The 17,217-nt window shown below is 71.6% G+C and carries 14 protein-coding genes; 6 read left to right on the forward strand and 8 right to left on the reverse strand.

Annotated elements, in window-relative coordinates:
* Nucleotides 1-22: 22 nt before the first annotated feature.
* On the forward strand, nucleotides 23-538 hold the full coding sequence (locus F8R89_RS34120; RefSeq protein WP_151787628.1) for a MarR family winged helix-turn-helix transcriptional regulator: 516 nt from the start codon (nucleotides 23-25) through the stop codon (nucleotides 536-538).
* Nucleotides 539-630: 92 nt separating this feature from the next.
* On the opposite strand, the gene F8R89_RS34125 is transcribed toward F8R89_RS34120, so the two are convergent.
* From F8R89_RS34125 to F8R89_RS34155, 7 genes are all read right to left on the reverse strand, one after another.
* Nucleotides 631-1,188 carry a Dps family protein gene (locus F8R89_RS34125; protein ID WP_151787629.1) on the reverse strand — a complete coding sequence of 186 codons (558 nt, stop codon included), beginning with the start codon at nucleotides 1,186-1,188 and terminating at the stop codon, nucleotides 631-633.
* 149 nt (nucleotides 1,189-1,337) lie between these two features.
* On the reverse strand, nucleotides 1,338-3,821 hold the full coding sequence (locus F8R89_RS34130) for a SpoIIE family protein phosphatase (protein ID WP_151787630.1): 2,484 nt from the start codon (nucleotides 3,819-3,821) through the stop codon (nucleotides 1,338-1,340).
* A 76-nt stretch (nucleotides 3,822-3,897) separates the two neighbouring features.
* Entirely contained in the window at nucleotides 3,898-8,166 is a 4,269-nt protein-coding gene (locus F8R89_RS34135; protein ID WP_151787631.1) for a HAMP domain-containing protein, read from the reverse strand.
* Nucleotides 8,167-8,579: 413 nt separating this feature from the next.
* Nucleotides 8,580-9,416 (reverse strand): carbohydrate ABC transporter permease, encoded by an 837-nt coding sequence (locus tag F8R89_RS34140; RefSeq protein WP_151787632.1) that lies wholly within the window; start codon nucleotides 9,414-9,416, stop codon nucleotides 8,580-8,582.
* Entirely contained in the window at nucleotides 9,413-10,396 is a 984-nt protein-coding gene (locus F8R89_RS34145; protein ID WP_151787633.1) for a carbohydrate ABC transporter permease, read from the reverse strand. The genes F8R89_RS34140 and F8R89_RS34145 overlap by 4 nt, the downstream gene beginning before the upstream one ends.
* A gap of 2 nt (nucleotides 10,397-10,398) precedes the next feature.
* Nucleotides 10,399-11,700: an ABC transporter substrate-binding protein gene (locus tag F8R89_RS34150; RefSeq protein ID WP_151787634.1), complete on the reverse strand. Its 1,302-nt coding sequence runs from the start codon at nucleotides 11,698-11,700 to the stop codon at nucleotides 10,399-10,401.
* Nucleotides 11,697-12,938 (reverse strand): aminotransferase class V-fold PLP-dependent enzyme, encoded by a 1,242-nt coding sequence (locus F8R89_RS34155; RefSeq protein ID WP_151787635.1) that lies wholly within the window; start codon nucleotides 12,936-12,938, stop codon nucleotides 11,697-11,699. The genes F8R89_RS34150 and F8R89_RS34155 overlap by 4 nt, the downstream gene beginning before the upstream one ends.
* Nucleotides 12,939-13,166: 228 nt before the next feature.
* Between F8R89_RS34155 and F8R89_RS34160 the strand changes: the two genes are divergently transcribed.
* On the forward strand, nucleotides 13,167-13,886 hold the full coding sequence (locus F8R89_RS34160; RefSeq protein ID WP_151787636.1) for a FadR/GntR family transcriptional regulator: 720 nt from the start codon (nucleotides 13,167-13,169) through the stop codon (nucleotides 13,884-13,886).
* A 7-nt stretch (nucleotides 13,887-13,893) separates the two neighbouring features.
* On the opposite strand, the gene F8R89_RS34165 is transcribed toward F8R89_RS34160, so the two are convergent.
* Nucleotides 13,894-15,024 carry an FAD-dependent oxidoreductase gene (locus F8R89_RS34165; protein ID WP_151787637.1) on the reverse strand — a complete coding sequence of 377 codons (1,131 nt, stop codon included), beginning with the start codon at nucleotides 15,022-15,024 and terminating at the stop codon, nucleotides 13,894-13,896.
* Nucleotides 15,025-15,179: 155 nt separating this feature from the next.
* Here F8R89_RS34165 and F8R89_RS34170 point away from each other — a divergent pair, with 155 nt between their 5' ends.
* From F8R89_RS34170 to F8R89_RS34185, 4 genes are all read left to right on the forward strand, one after another.
* Nucleotides 15,180-15,803 (forward strand): TetR/AcrR family transcriptional regulator, encoded by a 624-nt coding sequence (locus F8R89_RS34170; RefSeq protein ID WP_151787638.1) that lies wholly within the window; start codon nucleotides 15,180-15,182, stop codon nucleotides 15,801-15,803.
* Nucleotides 15,804-15,882: 79 nt separating this feature from the next.
* Entirely contained in the window at nucleotides 15,883-16,104 is a 222-nt protein-coding gene (locus tag F8R89_RS34175; RefSeq protein ID WP_151787639.1) for a hypothetical protein, read from the forward strand.
* 44 nt (nucleotides 16,105-16,148) lie between these two features.
* Nucleotides 16,149-16,373 carry a hypothetical protein gene (locus tag F8R89_RS34180; RefSeq protein ID WP_151787640.1) on the forward strand — a complete coding sequence of 75 codons (225 nt, stop codon included), beginning with the start codon at nucleotides 16,149-16,151 and terminating at the stop codon, nucleotides 16,371-16,373.
* Between the two features lie 193 nt (nucleotides 16,374-16,566).
* Nucleotides 16,567-17,040 carry a GNAT family N-acetyltransferase gene (locus tag F8R89_RS34185; RefSeq protein ID WP_151788398.1) on the forward strand — a complete coding sequence of 158 codons (474 nt, stop codon included), beginning with the start codon at nucleotides 16,567-16,569 and terminating at the stop codon, nucleotides 17,038-17,040.
* Nucleotides 17,041-17,217 lie beyond the last annotated feature (177 nt).

Below are 17,217 nucleotides of genomic sequence, written 5' to 3' on the forward strand. Positions count from 1 at the left end.
CCCAGGAAGCTAATATGGAGGGATGGAACCCGCTGAATCCCCGGACCGTGTCGCCCGCATCCAGGCCGAGTGGCGCCGCGAACGGCCCGACCTGGACGTCCGCCCCCAGGGCGTGATCGGCCGGCTGCACCGCCTCGCCGACCGGCTGACCGAGGAACTCGCCCTCGTCTACGGCCACTACGGGCTCGGCGAGGGCGAGTTCGACGTGCTGTGCGCACTGCGCCGCGCGGGGGAGCCCTACGAGCGGGCACCGGGCGAACTCGCCGCGCACACCATGGTCACCACCGGCGCCATGACGAAGCGCATCGACCGGCTGGAGCGCGCCGGACTCGTCACCCGCCGCCGCTCCGCCGACGACCAGCGGGGCAGGATCGTGGCGCTCACCCCCGCCGGGCGGGAACTGATCGACCGGGCGTTCACCGACCACATGCGCAACGAACGGCGGCTGCTGGACCTGCTGTCGCCCGCCGAGGCCGACACGCTGGAGACGCTCCTGACCACCTGGCTGTCCCGTCTCGACGCGCCCCGGAGCACCTGAGCGCGCGGAAGAGCCCCGGCCGCGCGTGTCGCGACCGGGGCTCTTCGCCGAACGGGATCAGGGGCACGGACGAGAGCGCCCGCCCACACGGGTCAGCGCTTGGCGGCCTCCGCCGCCTCCGTCTCCGTACCGGCCCGCGCCGTGGTCAGCGTGCCGCCCGCGTTCTCCAGGTGGGCCCGGACGAACCACTGGAACTGCTCCAGGTCCCGCAGGTGCTCGATGAGCAGGTCCTCCGTGGCCGGGTCGATCTCCCCGACGACCTTGATGGCCTCACGGACGTCCTCGATCACACCGGTGTAGACGAGGTCGAGGGCACCGAGGTGCGCCAGGGCGTCCTCCCGGCCGATCGAGTAGTCGTCCCAGGTGCGCTCCTTGACCAGGGAGCCCGGCGTGCCCTGCGCGACCCCGCCGAGCGCCGCGATGCGCTCCGCCGCGTCGTCGGCCATGTCGCGCACCCGGTCGACCTGCGGGTCGATCATCTGGTGCACGGCGATGAAGTGCGGGCCCACCACGTTCCAGTGCACGTGCTTCAGGGTGAGGTGGAGGTCGTTGAGGGCGTGCAGCCGCAGGCGCAGGACGTCGATGAGCCGCCCCGCCGCCTCGCGCTCGATGCCCGGCACCGTGTACTTGGGGGTGAGGTCCTTCGCCATGTTCGCAACTCCTCTTCCGAAAGGGGTGAAGTAGGAGTTCAGGTGCCCTGCTTTCGCCCTCGCAGACCTGTGACACGCGTTTCATTCACTGATCGGACCACCGCCCGGTGGACCGGTCGGGTGAGCGGCACCCGGCCGGTCCACGGCGCTCAGCCCACGCGCACCCCGACGATGCAGGTGTCGTCGTCCGTGTCGGACCTGCTGTACGTGAGCAGCCGGTCCAGCTGCTGCTCCAGCGTCGGCGGCACCGTCCGCGCGGCCACCAGCAGCTGCGTCAGCGACTCCTCGACGGACCGGTCCCGCCGCTCGATCAGGCCGTCCGTGTACATCAGCAGGGTGTCGTCGACGGCCAGCTGGACCTCGCCCTCCTCGTACGTCGCCTCCGGCACGGCGCCCAGCAGCAGGCCCTTGACCAGCGGCAGCGGGCTGGCCTCGGTGCCGCGCACCAGGACGGGCGGCAGATGCCCGGCCCGGGCCCAGCGCAGCGTGTGCCGCTCCGGGTCGTACAGGGCGCACACCGCCGTCGCCGTGACCCCGCCCGTCAGATGGTGGACGACCATGTTGAGCCAGGACAGCAGCTGCGCGGGCCCGGCGCCCGTCACCGCGAGACCCCGCAGGGCGTTGCGCAGCACCACCATGCTGGTCGCGGCGTCTATGCCGTGCCCCGCGACGTCCCCGACGCACAGCAGCACCAGCCGCGACGGCAGCACGACCGCGTCGTACCAGTCGCCGCCCACCAGGTGCTGGGTCTCCGCCGGCCGGTAGCGCACCGCCACCCGCAGCCCCGGGGCGTCCAGCGGGGCCTGCGTGGGCGGCATGATCGCGTGCTGGAGCTGCAGGGCCAGCCGGTTGCGCTCGCTGGCCTGCTGCTCGGAGTGGGCGAGCTGGTCCCGCGTCGCGGCCAGCGCCACCTCCGTCCAGTGGTGCGCCGAGATGTCCTGGTAGGCGCCCCGGACGACGAACAGCCGGCCGTCGGTGTCCAGTTCCGGCTCGGCCACCACACGGATGTGCCGGGTCACGCCGTCCGGACGCTGCAGCCGGAACGCCGTCGAGGCGGGCCGCCCGTGGTGCAGCAGCGTGCGCAGGAACCGCCCGATGGGCACCGCGTCGTCCGGGTGGGCGTGCGCCGGCAGGTTCTCCAGCGGGATCGGGCCGTCGGACGGCGGCTTGCCGTACAGGTCGTACAACTGCCCGTTCCAGGTGATCTCACCGGTGATCAGGTTCTCCTCGAACCCGCCGATCCGGCCGAGGCGCTGCGCGTGCTGCAGGAGGCTCGCCAGCCGTGCCGTCTCGTCCTCCATGCGCCAGATCAGCAGGACACAGCCGCCGTGCCGGCTCGCGTGGATGTCCGCCACCGCCGCCAGCGGCACCTCGTCCACCAGCGCGGTCAGCCGCATCCGCCGGGCCCGGAACGGCTCACCCGTGGCGTAGACCCGCTCGACCTGGTCGAACAGCTCGCTCTCCCCGGCGGCCATCGGATACGCCTCCAGCAGCAGCGAACCGCTGACGACGCTCCGGGGACGGCCGCTCGGGTCCAGGAAACGGCTGTTGACGTGGTGGATGCGGAAGTCGACCAGCTCCCCGTCCGCGTCCAGGTACGGCAGCAGCACCAGCGCCGGATCGTGCAGGCCGTCGGCCAGGTCCATCAGCTCGGCCACGTCCGGCAGCACCCCCGGACGCCACTCGTCGCCCGCGCGGGGCGGCGTCGACGTCTCCAGCGTGTGCGCGCACAGCTCGGCCAGCGCCTCCACCTGCCGGACGATCTGCGGGGACTGCGGCTCGATCGGCCCCGGCCACACGATCTCCAGCACCCCGTGGATCCGGCCGCCCGTGCCCGCCGGTACGGCCGCCCGGCCGCCGTCCGGATGGACGTGCTGGCCGATGGAGGGCACCTGGGTGTCGGACAGACAGCCGATCCAGTGCCCGGAACGCTCACCCAGCCCACGCCGCGCCACGGTCGCCACGCCCGGCGGGACGTACCGCCAGCGCCCCGCCTCCGCCGCCGAGAACCCGGCGCTGCCCGCCAGGGTCAGCGAGCCGTCGGAGCCCAGCGCCCAGATGGCCACGGCCTCCGCGCCGATCGGCCGCAGCGCGTGCTCCATCAGCGACTCGGCCACGGCCTGCGCGTCGTGGGCGGCCAGCGCACCGCTCTCGGCGGCCCGCAGCCGCACCGCGGAGGACGCGTCGGCGTCCCCCGCGCCACCGGCCGTGCTCGCGAGGAACGCGTTGGTGACCTCCGCGACCCGGTCCCGTGCCGCCTGGTTGATGACCTCGACGGCGAACGCCAACGGGGACATGCCCGCCTGCTCGGTCAGCTCGGCGAGCTGGCGGGCCGCCTGCGCGGGACCGCATCCCAGCCGCTCCACGAGGATGCCCTTGGCCAGCTCGATCAGGGCCCGCCCGTCCGCCTCGGCGTGCGCCTCCCGCACCTCCCGGCGCAGCCGCTCCACCGTCACCGCGAGTCTGCCGACGGGGGAGCGCTGGACGTCGTCGGCGTCCCCGGCCGCCACCTCGACCTCCGCGAGGTCGTCGTCGGGGACGGCCAGGGTGCCGTGCCCCGCGTCGGGCGGCAGCGGCTCGGTGCCGGGAGCGCCGGTGGACTCCGGCTCGGTCGGCTGAAGAGGATGGCTCACGGTGGACCTGTTCGTCGGCGGGGACGTCCGGGGACGCCGGGCGGTCGGCTGGTGCGCGCGGCGGTACGACCGCCCGTCAGGGCGACAGCCAGCGCTGGACGCGACCGATGAGGTCGTTGGTGTCCACGGGCTTGGTGACGTAGTCGTTCGCCCCGGACGCCAGGCTCTTCTCCTGGTCGCCCGGCATCGCCTTCGCGGTGACGGCGATGATCGGCAGATCCGCGTACTGCGGCATCGCACGGATCTCGGCGGTCGCCGTGTAGCCGTCCATCTCCGGCATCATCACGTCCATCAGGACCAGCGAGACGTCCGGGTGGGCGAGCAGCGTCTCGATGCCCCGGCGGCCGTTGTCGGCGTGCAGGACCTGGAAGCCGTGCAGCTCCAGCGCCCCGCTCAGCGCGAACAGGTTGCGCGCGTCGTCGTCCACCACCAGCACCGTACGGCCCGCGAACGCGCTGTCGACGACCTGGGTGATGGCGTGCTGCGGCTCCTCGGGACGCACCAGCTGGAGCACGTCCCCCGGCTCCTCGGCCGACAGGTGCAGCGTGATGCGCTCGCGCAGCTCGTCCAGGCTGGACAGGAAGTCCAGCGGCCGGCCGCTCGCCCGGGAGCGCAGCGCCTGCTCCTGCGCCTGGTCCACGTGGTGACCGGTGTGCACCAGCACCGGCACGCTCGCCAGCGCCGAGTCGCCCTCCATGGCCTGCAGCAGCCGCGCCCCCTCCTCGTCGGCCATGCCGAGCTCGAGGACGACGCAGTGGCAGGGCTCGGCGGCCAGGGTGCTCGCCGCCTCCTGCGCCCCGACGGCCGTGATGATGTCGATCGCGCCGAGCCGGTCGTCGGCGTCCGGCGCGATGTCCGCGACGGCGCGCTCGGCGACCAGCGAGAGCAGGCCGCGGGTGCGGCCCTCCACGACGAGCAGCCGGCGTCTGCGCTGCTCGGGCGCCTTCACGGACGACGCCTCCGAGGCCGCGGCCGGCGGCAGCTCCGCCGCCTTGTCCTGCTGCTCCAGAGCCCGGGCCGTTCCGTCGAGCATGCCCTCGAAGTCGGCCCGCGCGACGGGCAGGTAGAGGGTGAACGTGCTGCCCTGGCCGGGGGTGGACTCCACCATGACCGCGCCGCCGAGCAGATGCGCGATCTCCCGGGTGATGGACAGCCCCAGGCCGGTGCCGCCGTACTTGCGGCTCGTCGTGCCGTCCGCCTGCTGGAACGCCCCGAAGATCGTCTCCAGTTGCTGCTTGGGGATGCCGATGCCGGTGTCCTTGACCCGGAACGCCACGACCGGGCCGCCCCGCAGGACCCCCATCGGCACCTCGAGGTCCGCGGCCGGCTCGATCCGCAGCTCGACACCGCCCTGCTCGGTGAACTTCACCGCGTTGGACAGCAGGTTGCGCAGCACCTGCCGCAGCCGGGAGCCGTCCGTGAGCAGATCGGCCGGTGTGCCCGGCGCGGTCGCCACGGTGAACTCCAGGCTCTTCTGCGTCGTCATCGGGCGGAACGTCGCCTCGACGTACTCCAGCAGCTCGCGCAGCGGGACCCGCTCCGGCGTGACGTCCATCTTGCCCGCCTCGACCTTCGACAGATCGAGGATGTCGTTGATCAGCTGGAGCAGGTCCGAACCGGCGGAGTGGATGATGCCCGCGTACTCCACCTGCTTCGGCGTGAGGTTGCGCGACGGGTTCTGCGCCAGCAACTGGGCCAGGATCAGCAGGCTGTTGAGCGGGGTGCGCAGCTCGTGGCTCATGTTCGCCAGGAACTCCGACTTGTACTTGGAGGCCAGCGCCAGCTCCTGGGCGCGGGTCTCCAGCTCCTGACGGGCCTGCTCGATCTGGAGGTTCTTCGCCTCGATGTCGCGGTTCTGCGAGGCCAGCAGGGACGCCTTCTCCTCCAGCTCCGCGTTGGAGCGCTGGAGTTCGTCCTGCTGCACCTGCAACTCCTCGGAGCGCTCCTGGAGTTCGGCCGTCAGGCGCTGCGACTCCTCCAGCAGCTCGTCGGTGCGCGCGTTGGCCACGATGGTGTTCAGGTTGACGCCGATGGTCGGCATGAGCTGGGCCAGGAAGTCCTGGTGGATCTGGGTGAAGCGGGTGACCGAGGCCAGCTCGATCACGCCGAGCACCTGGTCCTCGACCACGATCGGCAGCACCACCAGGGCGCGCGGGACCGTCTGCCCGAGGGCGGAGGAGATGGTCACGTAGTCCGCCGGCAGCTCCTCGACGCTGACGGTACGGCGGTTGCGGGCCGCCTGCCCGAGCAGCGAGCGGCCCACCCGGATGCGCTCCGGCCGGTCGGTGGCGTCGGGGTAGCCGTACGACCCCACGAGCCGCAGCTCCGGGCCGCGGTCGGTGTCCTCGGCCGCGTAGAAGGCGCCGTACTGCGCGGAGACCAGCGGGGCGAGCTCGTCCATGATGAGCTCGGCGACGACCGGCAGGTCCCGGTGGCCCTGCATCAGACCGGAGATCCGGGCCAGGTTGGTCTTCAGCCAGTCCTGCTCCTGGTTGGCGCGCGTGGTCTCCCGCAGCGAGCCCACCATGGAGTTGATGTTGTCCTTCAGCTCGGCGACCTCGCCGGACGCCTCCACGGTGATCGAGCGGGTCAGGTCGCCCTCGGCGACCGCGCTGGCCACCTCGGCGATGGCCCGGACCTGGCGGGTCAGGTTCCCCGCCAGCTCGTTGACGTTCTCCGTCAGCCGCTTCCAGGTGCCCTCGACGCCCTCGACCTCCGCCTGGCCGCCGAGCCGGCCCTCGCTGCCGACCTCGCGGGCGACACGGGTGACCTCGGCGGCGAACGACGACAGCTGGTCGACCATCGTGTTGATGGTGGTCTTGAGCTCCAGGATCTCGCCGCGGGCGTCGACGTCGATCTTCTTCGACAGGTCGCCGTTGGCCACCGCCGTCGTCACCAGGGCGATGTTGCGGACCTGACCGGTCAGGTTGTTCGCCATCGAGTTGACGTTGTCGGTGAGGTCCTTCCAGGTGCCGGCCACGTTCGGCACGTGCGCCTGGCCGCCGAGGCGTCCCTCGGTGCCGACCTCGCGGGCGACACGGGTGACCTCGTCGGCGAACGCGGACAGCGTGTCGACCATCGTGTTGATGACGTCCGCGAGGGCCGCGACCTCGCCCTTGGCCTCGACGGTGATCTTCTGCGACAGGTCGCCGCGCGCGACCGCCGTGGCGACCTTCGCGATCGAGCGGACCTGACCGGTCAGGTTGGACGCCATCACGTTGACGTTGTCCGTGAGGTCCTTCCAGGTGCCCGAGACGCCCCGGACGATGGCCTGCCCGCCGAGGTTGCCCTCGGTGCCGACCTCGCGGGCGACGCGGGTGACCTCGTCGGCGAAGGCGGAGAGCTGGTCGACCATCGTGTTGATGGTGGTCTTGAGCTCCAGGATCTCGCCGCGCGCGTCCACGGTGATCTTCTGGGAGAGGTCGCCCTGCGCGACCGCCGTGGCGACCTGGGCGACGTTGCGGACCTGCGCGGTGAGGTTGCCCGCCATGAAGTTCACGGAGTCCGTGAGGTCCCGCCAGGTGCCCTTGACGCCCTTGACGTCCGCCTGCCCGCCGAGCCGGCCCTCGGTGCCGACCTCGCGGGCGACGCGGGTGACCTCGTCACCGAAGGCGGAGAGCTGGTCGACCATCGTGTTGATGGTGTTCTTCAGCTGGAGGATCTCGCCGCGCGCGTCGACGGTGATCTTCTGCGAGAGGTCGCCCTGCGCGACCGCCGTCGTCACCTGGGCGATGTTGCGGACCTGGGACGTCAGGTTGCCCGCCATGAAGTTGACCGAGTCGGTCAGGTCGCGCCACACACCGCCGACGCCGGGCACCTGGGCCTGGCCGCCGAGCCGGCCCTCGCTGCCGACCTCGCGGGCGACGCGGGTGACCTCGTCGGCGAACGCGGACAGCTGGTCGACCATCGTGTTGACGGTCTCCTTCAGCTGGAGGATCTCGCCCCGCGCCGGCACGTCGACCTTCTGCGACAGATCGCCCTTGGCGACCGCCGTGGCGACCTGCGCGATGTCACGCACCTGGGTGGTGAGGTTGCCCGCCATGGCGTTGACGGAGTCGGTGAGGTCCGCCCAGGTGCCCGAGACACCGGGCACCTCCGCCTGGCCGCCCAGGGTGCCCTCGGTGCCGACCTCGCGCGCCACCCGCGTCACCTCGGAGGTGAACACGGACAGCTGGTCGACCATGCCGTTGAACACGTTGGCGATGTCGCCGAGCAGGCCCTCGCCGTCGGACGGCAGCCGGGTGCCGAAATCGCCGTCGCGAACGGCGGTCAGACCGGCCAGCAGCTGCCGCAGCTCCTGCTCACCCGGGCCGGTCTCGACGGCCTCGGTCGTCTTGCTCGTCATGCGCACCCTCGTTCCGCTCCCCAAGAGCCCCCGCACCGAGGACTCGGAACCGCGCCGGCCCTGTGAAGGGCCTGGTCACCAGCCGGTTTCCGCAGTTCGCGGAGACCCGCTGGAGGAAAAGATCCGGTGAAGGTTAACTCAGTTGCCGGGCGACAACAAAAGCCGGATCCCGCAGTTCCGGCGGGCCGGAATCGAGGGCCGTGAAGAGGTGTGAAAAGCGTTCGGCGCGGTACACGGAAGGTTTTGCCGCAGGGGAGTCCCCGGCATTCCGGGTGGGTGGTTCTTGAGGTTTCCCGGGGCGGGTAAGGCCCCGGGAAACCCAAGAGGCTGTGGTCCCAACCTCCCGGCCTCCCGAGTAGCCAGCCGGGAGATGTCTCACACGGCGGTCGCGTGTCCCGGTGCGCGCGCTCCCCTCACCCCTTGACCGCGCCCGACGTCAGCCCCTGGACGATGTGGCGGCTGGCGAAGGCGAACAGCAGCATGGTGGGCAGGATCGTGAGCACGGCCGCCGCCGACATCGAGCCCCAGTCGATGTTGAAGCTGGAGATGAACCCGTTCAGCGCCGTCGGCACCGTCTTGTTCGCGTCGCTGTTCATCAGCGTCACCGACAGGAAGAGCTCGTTCCAGCAGTTCACGAAGTTGAAGATGAACGCGGCGACGATGCCCGGCCGCATCACCGGCAGCAGCACCCGGAACAGCGCCGAGAACCGCGACAGGCCGTCGATCATGGCGGCCTCCTCCAGGGCGTCCGGGATGTTCTCGAAGAACCCCCGCAGCATCACCGTGCAGAACGGGATGCACACCGCGATGTAGACGAGGATCAGCCCGAAGCGGTTGTCGACCAGGCGCAAGTCCGTCATCAGCAGGTACAGCGGGCCCAGGGCGATGAACGACGGGATCATCTGGGTCACCAGCGCCGCCATGAGCAGCGCCGACTTGGTGCGGAACTCGAAGCGGGCCAGCACATACGCCGAGAGCATGGAGATCGCCGTCGCGGTCGCCCCGGCCACCAGCGAGACGATCAGGCTGTTGGTCAGGTACGTCCCGAAGTCCGCCGTGCCGAACAGACCGCTGTAGTTCTCCAGCGAGAAGTGCTCGGGCCAGTACGCCAGCGGGAAGTGGAAGATGTCCCCGGGCGCCTTCAGCGAGGTCACGGCGATCCAGTAGAGCGGGAAGACGGTGAAGAGCAGCCACCCGCCGAGGAAGACGAACTTGACGGCCCGGCCGGCCGTGGACTCCTTGCCGATCACGCCCTCGCCCCCTTCTTCTCACGCGTGGCCATCAGGAAGAACACGGCGAACACCAGCAGCGCGGCCACCACGAGGAGGCCGAGCGCGGACGCCCTGCCGTAGTCGCCCTGCTGAGTGATCTTGATCATCCAGGTGGTCACGATGTGCGTCTCGTTGTTCGGGCCGCCGCCGGTCATGCCGAAGATCAGGTCCGGGAAGTTGAAGATCCAGATCACCCGCAGCAGCACGGTCAGCGCCAGCGTGGTGCGGATGTAGGGAATGGTGATCCGGAACAGCGTGCGCGCCTTGCCGGCGCCGTCCAGTGCGGCCGCCTCGTACAGCTCGTCGGGGATCGACTGGAGCGCGGCCAGGATCATGATCGCGAAGAAGGTGACGCCGTACCAGACGTTCGCGACGAGCACCGCGACCATCGCCGTGTCCGGGTCCGCCAGCCAGGCGATCGGCTCGTCGATCAGACCGGCCTTCTGCAGCAGGTCGTTCACGACGCCGAACTCGCTGTTGAACATCCAGCGGAACAGGATGCCGATGAGGAACCCGGAGATCGCCCACGGGAAGAAGATCAGCGCCTGGTACAGCCCGCGGAGGACGAAGCGGCGGCGCAGCCACAGCGCGAGCGCGAAGCCGATCACCAGCTGCGGGACGATCGAACCGACCACCCACACGGCGGTGTTGCCGAGGACGGTCCCCCAGGCGGGGTCGGCGAAGACGTCGGCGAAGTTCCGCAGCCCGATCCAGGAGGTGTCGGTGAGGTCGGTCAGCTTCCAGTTGCGGAAGGCCATCTGGCCGCCCGCGACCATGGGGTAGTAGGTGAAGACCGCCACGAACAGGGCGGCGGGGGCCATATAGGCGGCGATGGCGAGGCCGCGCCGCGTGGTGAACTCCCGCTTGCGGCGGCCCCCGCGGGGGAGACCTCCCTTGCGGGAGGCCGCCCCCTCGGCCGGCGCCGCGGTCTTCGACGGCGTGGTGGACGTGACCGGCATGTCTACTGCTCCTGCTGCCACTTCTCGGTCCAGAACGCGTCCCAGCCCGCCAGCAGCTCCTTCGGCGACGTCTTGCCGAGGACCAGCTTCTGCACGTCGGCGTCCGCCTTCTGCTGCCACTCGGCCCACCAGCTGACGCCGCGCGGCTGGGTGACGACGAGATACTTGTCCGGCTGCTCGGTCATCGTGACGTAGCTCGCCCAGGGGCCGGACTTGTAGAAGGGGTCACTGGTCGCCGACTTGAGGATGGGCACCAGGCTGTTCTTCTTGGTGAACGACGTCGACGCCTCGCCCTGGGACAGGAACTGCACCAGCTTCACGGCCTCGGCCTTGTGCCCGCTGCCCTTGGCGACACCCCAGCCGGCGGTGGCCAGCGGCTGCACGGTCTTGCCGCCGGGACCCGACACCAGGGGCGCGGTGCCCCACTGGTCCTTGGAGATCGACTTCGACTCCGACACCGTGGCGATCACCTCGGGGTCCTGGAGCAGGAACGCCGTCGAGCCGTTGGAGAACGCCTCGACCATCTCCGGATAGCCCCAGGACACGGACGACTTGGGGGAGGCCTGCTTGAACAGCTTCAGATAGTTATCGATCGCGTCCTCGGCCTCGGGCGCGGCGAAGATCGTCCGCCCGTCCTTCAGCTTGAAGCCGTTCGCCGGGTCCACGTCGTCCGCGAGATACGCCTCGATGGCGGCGGTCGCGTTGCTGTTGGCGTTGGCGCCGCCGCGGAAGGCGTAGCCGTAGCGCCGCGCGGACGGGTCGTGGATGGCCTTCGCCTGCTCCAGCAGCTCCTCCCAGGTCGCCGGCGGCTTGTCGAAGCCCGCCTTCTCGATGAGGTCGGTCCGGTAGAAGAGGCTCAGCCCGTAGAAGCCGTACGGGACGAAGTACGTCCTGCCCTTGGTGTCCTTGGCGGCGTTGACGGCGTTCTCCGTCATCGCCTCCCAGCCCTTCCAGCCGTCGAGGTCCTTCTTCATGTCATACAGCCAGCCGTTGTTCGACCAGGGTCCGACGGTGATGTCGCGGACCTCCAGGACATCCACGCCGCTGCCCGACTGCAGCATCTGCTGGAGCTTCTGGTCGGCCTGCTCGGTGGGCGGGGAGACCAGGTTGACCTTGATCTTGGGGTTCTGCTGCTCGAAGTCGGCTATGAGGTCCTTGAGCAGAGCGGTGCGGGTCGGGTTCGTGAGGCTCTCGACCATGTTGAGCGTGACCGTTCCGCTCGCGTCCGGGCTCATCGTGGAGCAGCCGGTCAGGAGCAGCGCCGTGGCGGTGCCGAGCGCGAGGACCGCCGTCCTTCTTCTCATCGTGCTGACCTCTTCCCTGTGTTCTCTCGTGCCCAGGCGCCGAGGACGGGGACGCATTCCTCGGCGAAGTACTCGTAGTCGGCCGCGGTGTTGTAGACGTGCGCGGACAGCCGCATGAAGCCGGCGCCGCCGAAGCTGGTGAAGGCCGCCTCCACGCCCAGCTCGCGGGCCACCCGGTCGCGCAGCCCGTCGGCCTGGAGCCGGTCGGCGGCGAGGCCGTCCGGCAGCCGCACCAGACGCATGCCGGGGACGGGCATGCCGACGTCGACGGCCGTGTCCGCGCCGGCCGTCCCGGCGAACGCGGCACCGATCAAGGCGGCGCCGTAGTCGGCGAGTTCGTCCATGTAGCGGCGGGCGGCCGGCCAGCCCCAGGTGCGCTCCACGAAGTCCAGGGCCGCCGGCGCCGCCAGGTAGGCGGTGGCGTCGATCGTGCCCTGCTGGTCGAAGCGGTCCGGGAAGGGCTCGGCCGCCGCCCAGGAGTCGATGAGGGGGTACAGCCTCTCGCGCAGCGGGCCCCGGGCCACCAGGGCCGCGGTGCCGCGCGGGGCGCAGCCCCACTTGTGCAGGTTGCCGGTCCAGAAGTCGTACGTCGCACCGGCGAGCGGCGCCTCGAGAAGGCCGGGGGCGTGGGCGCCGTCCACGAGGACGGGGACGCCGCGCCGCCGGGCCTCCGCGCCGATGCGCTCGACCGGCAGCCGCCGCGCGGTCGCCGAGGTGATCTGGTCGACGACCACGAGCTGCGTGGCGTCGGTGAACTCGGCGGCGACGGCCTCGTACGCCCGCTCCTCGTCCGCGTCGAGCGGCACGTGCGCGGTGCGCACCCGTCCGCCGAAGCGGCGGGCCAGCCGCTCGGCCCCCATCGTCACGGCCCCGTAGCCGTGGTCGGTGACGACGATCTCGCCGCCGGGGCGCAGGGTCAGGGCGGCGAAGACGACGCTCGCGCCGGCGCTGGCGTTCGGCACGAGGGCGAGGTCGCCGGCGTCGACCCGCAGGAAAGCGGCGAGCCGGGCGCGGGTGGCCGCGAGCCGCTCCGGAAGGGCCGGGAACCACACCACGGGGGAGCGTTCCATCTCCACCCGCAGCAGTTCCTGGCGCTCCTGGGCCACCAGCGGGACGGCCCCGAAGGAGCCGTGGTTCAGGTGCTTGAGGTCGGGGTCCAGTGACCACGCCCGGCCGGCGGGCGTGCCGTCCGCCAGCAGGAGGGGGCGCGGTGCGGTCGTCACCTCGGTCTCGCTCACAGGTCTCCACATCTGGGCAGGGCGGTCCAGCGGAACATCACGGTCCGCCGGACACATCTGATGACTCGGCATCCTGCACACGTTTCAGAGGGGAGACAAGGGGTCGTACCGTGAAAGTCATCAGATGACTTCTGAGTGATACGCGGCCGACACATCGGAAAGTCGCTAGAGTTCTCAACGGGGTGCGGCGGCCGGCCGCCGGCCCGTACGGGGAGGAAGAGGGGACGGATGTCCGCAGTCGAGAAGGCGTTCCACGGCCTACGGCACATGATCGGCACGGGCCGCCTCGGCCCCGGCGAGCGCATCCCGCCCGAGGGCGAGCTCTGCGAGGAACTGGGCGTCTCACGCGGGTCGCTGCGCGAGGCCGTCCGCATGCTCGCCGCCCTCGGCGTCATCGAGCCCCGGCACGGCTCGGGCACCTACGTCTCGCAGCTGCGACCCGAGGACGTCATCGGCAGTCTCTCCCTGACCCTCGAACTGCTGCCGCTCTCCGGCCTGTTGGAGGTCTACGAGATCCGGCGCGTCCTGGAGGCCCATGTGGCCGCCCAGGCGGCGGCGCGCCGCACCCCGGAGAACGTCCGCACCCTGTTCGCCCTGATCGACGCCATGGAGGCCACGAGCGATCCCTCCGAGGCGTCCGAGCTGGACCACCGCTTCCACGCGGAGATCGCCAGGGTGGGGGGCAACCCCACCCTGGCGACCCTCCTCGCCGTCTTCCGCGCCCGTAGCCGCAAGTACCAGGTCTTCACGCTGCCCGAGGGCCCCGAGCTGCGCCGCAAGAGCGACGACGACCACCGTGTCCTGGCCACCGCCATCGCCGACCACGACCCGGTCGCCGCGGCGGGTGCCGCGCAGGCCCATGTGGCCCAGACGGAACGCTGGTTGCGCGCCTTCATGCCGCCGGTCGAGGAGGTCGAACGGGTCGAGGCGCCCGGGTCCGCGGACTGACGGATCGTCAGGCGTGCTCGGCCTGGGCGAAGTCGGGCAGCTCGGTGGAGAGCAGGTGCTCGGCGGCGCCGTCGAGCGCGCGGGCCGTCTCCGTGGACCGGGGCAGCATGGTCGCCTCGTAGGCGCGGACGGCCTGGCCGACGGTGTCGTGGCGGGCGAGCGCGAGAGCGAGTTCGCAGGCGTCCAGCAGGGCGAGGTTGACGCCGACGCCCAGCGGCGGCATGAGGTGGGCGGCGTCCCCGAGCAGGGTCGCGGACGGGTCGTGCTCCCAGGTGTGGGGGACGGGAAGGGCGTTGATCGGGCGGTCCACGTAGGGGCCGTCGTTGTCGGCGAACAGCCGCCGCATCCGGGGTGACCAGTCGCGGAAGCGGTCCAGCAGGAGGGCCCGGATGCTCTCGGTGTCCTGCGGGGTGAGGCCCTCGGCGGCGATCCAGTCGGCCGGGGCGCGCTGGATGACGTAGACGCGGACGTGGTCGCCGCCGTTGCGCTGGGCGAACAGGCCGCGCTCGCCGTCCGCCCCCGCGGCGCTGCCCTGGCCGGCCAGATCGGCGACGTCGGGGTGGCTGGTCGTGACGTCGTGGAACCACGCCTCCAGGAAGCTCACACCGGTGTAGCGGGGCTGGGCCGGCGACAGGGCGCGGCGCACCTTCGACCAGGCGCCGTCGGCGCCGATCACGAGGTCGCACTCGACGGTCGTGCCGTCGGCGAAGCGCAGCTGCCGGGGGTCGCCCGCCGGGCCGTCGACGGAACGCAGGGTGTGGCCCCAGCGCACGGTGCCGGGCCGCAGCGAGTCCAGCAGGAGCCGGCGCAGCAGGCCGCGGTCGATCTCCGGCTTGAACCGCTCGTCCGGCTCGGGGAGATGGTGGAAGAGGACCGTGCCGGCCGGGTCCAGCTGACGCATCTCCTGACCCTCGGGGCGGGACAGCCGGTGGAACTCGTCCAGGAGGCCGGCCTCGCGCAGGGCGAGCTGGCCGTCGTCGGCGTGCAGGTCGAGGGTGCCGCCCTGGTCACGGGCGTCCGGGCCGGCGTCCCGGTCGTAGACGGTCGCGGCGATGCCGTGCCGCTGGAGGACGCGGGCGCAGAGGAGGCCGCCGGGGCCGGCGCCGATGATCGCGATTCGGGGTGCGGAGGTGTGCACGGAAGCTCCGTTTCATGGGTGGGGAAGGACGCGGCCGGGCCGGTGCCTCACGACCGCCGCTTCAGAAAAGCACACCGGTTTAATAAGTGCAACAACTCAACTTTTGAATCGGGACAGCTTTTTCAACAAGTCAACCGGCGAGGTAGGGTGCCGCCATGCCCAGTACGCGACCCGACCCCGCGGCCGATCCCTCTCCCGCCCCGATGGGGCGCCGTGAGCGGAAGAAGGCCGCCACCCGCCAGGCCATCGCCGACGCCGCCCTGCGCCTGTTCCTGGAGCGCGGATACGAGGCGGTCGGCATCCGTGAGATCGCGGACGCCGCCGACGTCTCCACCACCACGCTGTTCAAGCACTTCCCGGTCAAGGAGGCCCTGGTCTTCGACGAGGACGCCGAGCAGGAGGCCCGCCTGCTCGCCGCCGTCCGCGAGCGGCCCGGGGGCCGGTCCATTCCGGCCGCCCTGTGTGAGCACGCCCTCGCCACCCGGCTGGGCCCCATCGGGGGTGACGACCGCTTCGCCGCCTTCACCGAGCTGGTGACCGGCACCCCGGCCCTGCGCGACTACGGCCAGAAGATGTGGCTGCGGCACAGCGCCGCCCTCGCGGAGGTCATCGCCGAGGAGAGCGGCCTCGCCGCCGACGACCCCGCCTGCACCGCCCTCGCCCACTTCGCGCTGGAGGCCCCGCGCGCCGCCGCCGCCCACGCCGACCCCCGTGCGGCCGTCGTCCGCGCCTTCGGCCTGCTGGAACACGGCTGGAGCGCGATCGAGGGAGGGGTCTGAGCGGGGCCGACGACCCCGTGGCTCGGCACCCCCTCGGCTCCGGTGGCCCTGAAAATCGAACACATGATTGAATTCGGTCATGCGTACGTTTCCAGACGACCTCACCCGGGCCCAGCAGGAGTGGAGCGCCACCTACCGGCAGCTCGCCGAGCGGCCCGGCCGTACCGAACTGCGCCGGCGGCTGTACCGGCTGTCGGCCGAGGTGTTCTTCCACCCCTGCTGGCAGCACCGGCGGCCGAGCCCCGGCGCGTGGTGGGAGCTGCGGCAGTCGGGCCGCGCGGGCGGCCGGGCCGCCCGATGACGCGCTGGAGTGCGGGCCCGGACGTCCCGGATGATCCTGAGGACATGGCCGCAACCCCGCGTGTGACCGTGCATCCGCCGTCCCCCACCGGCGGGCGGCGGGTGCGCGTCGACGGCGAGATCCTCGGACTGGCCCACAACCTCACCGACGTCGCCGAGTTCCTGCGCCGCGCGGGCCTGGAGATCGACCCGTCCGACGTGGCGCTCGCGCCCTGGATCGACTGGCGTGGCGTCGGGCCGGAGCGCTGGGGCCCCGACAGCGACGGCTGACCCTGGAACCTGCCCCGGGAACCGGTCCGCGTCACAAGCGAACCGGCGGGCGCACACGTCTCCCTCCCAGGAGCCCGGAGTGCCGCCGCTCCTGCCGTCATGGGACCGTGAACCGGACGACCCCGCCCCTGACCGACGAGCACGCCGAGGAGAGCCGACGGTGAGTCCCGCCGACGCCCTGTCCATCGTCCCGATGACGACCGCACACGCGGACCGGGTCCTGACGATCTATCAACTCGGCATCGACGAGGGTGAGTCCACCTTCGAGACGACCGCCCCCACCTGGGAGACCTTCGACTCCGTCAAGCTCCCCGAGCACCGGTACGTCGCCGTGGACGCCACCGGCGGGGTGCTGGGGTGGGTCGCCGTGATCCGGGTCTCCGACCGGTGCGCCTACGCCGGGGTCGTCGACCACTCCGTGTACGTGCACCCCGCCGCACGCGGCCGGGGCGTCGGCAGGGCCCTGCTCGACGCCCTCATCGCCTCCACGGAGGCCGCCGGGATCTGGACCATCCAGTCGGGCGTCTTCCCCGAGAACACCGCCAGCCTCGCGCTGCACCGCAAGGCCGGCTTCCGGGTCATCGGCATCCGCGAACGCATCGGCCGGCACCACGGGGTGTGGCGGGACGTCATGCTCATCGAACGCCGCAGCCCCGTGGTCGGGTGACCCGCCCGCGCCGGGGCGCGTTGCGCCGATCGGGCCGCGCCCGGCGCGCCTCGGCCGGACGGGCGGGCGCCCGTGCAGGATCGGTGCCGGGGGCGGCCACCTGACGGGCCGCCCCCACACCCCCCACCACCGCCACGAGGTCCGGCCATGTCACTTCTCGCCCGCACACCGGCGGCC

It is taken from the genome of Streptomyces sp. SS1-1 (assembly GCF_008973465.1).
GTDB lineage: Bacteria > Actinomycetota > Actinomycetes > Streptomycetales > Streptomycetaceae > Streptomyces.

What these genes read in the sequence shown, in the direction of transcription:
- F8R89_RS34120 (WP_151787628.1), top strand. Translation starts at nt 23, where the DNA reads ATGGAACCCGCTGAATCCCCGGACCGTGTCGCCCGCATCCAGGCCGAG.
- F8R89_RS34125 (WP_151787629.1), bottom strand. Translation starts at nt 1,188, where the DNA reads ATGGCGAAGGACCTCACCCCCAAGTACACGGTGCCGGGCATCGAGCGC.
- F8R89_RS34135 (WP_151787631.1), bottom strand. Translation starts at nt 8,166, where the DNA reads ATGACGAGCAAGACGACCGAGGCCGTCGAGACCGGCCCGGGTGAGCAG.
- F8R89_RS34145 (WP_151787633.1), bottom strand. Translation starts at nt 10,396, where the DNA reads ATGCCGGTCACGTCCACCACGCCGTCGAAGACCGCGGCGCCGGCCGAG.
- F8R89_RS34150 (WP_151787634.1), bottom strand. Translation starts at nt 11,700, where the DNA reads ATGAGAAGAAGGACGGCGGTCCTCGCGCTCGGCACCGCCACGGCGCTG.
- F8R89_RS34160 (WP_151787636.1), top strand. Translation starts at nt 13,167, where the DNA reads ATGTCCGCAGTCGAGAAGGCGTTCCACGGCCTACGGCACATGATCGGC.
- F8R89_RS34170 (WP_151787638.1), top strand. Translation starts at nt 15,180, where the DNA reads ATGCCCAGTACGCGACCCGACCCCGCGGCCGATCCCTCTCCCGCCCCG.
- F8R89_RS34175 (WP_151787639.1), top strand. Translation starts at nt 15,883, where the DNA reads ATGCGTACGTTTCCAGACGACCTCACCCGGGCCCAGCAGGAGTGGAGC.
- F8R89_RS34180 (WP_151787640.1), top strand. Translation starts at nt 16,149, where the DNA reads ATGGCCGCAACCCCGCGTGTGACCGTGCATCCGCCGTCCCCCACCGGC.
- F8R89_RS34185 (WP_151788398.1), top strand. Translation starts at nt 16,567, where the DNA reads ATGACGACCGCACACGCGGACCGGGTCCTGACGATCTATCAACTCGGC.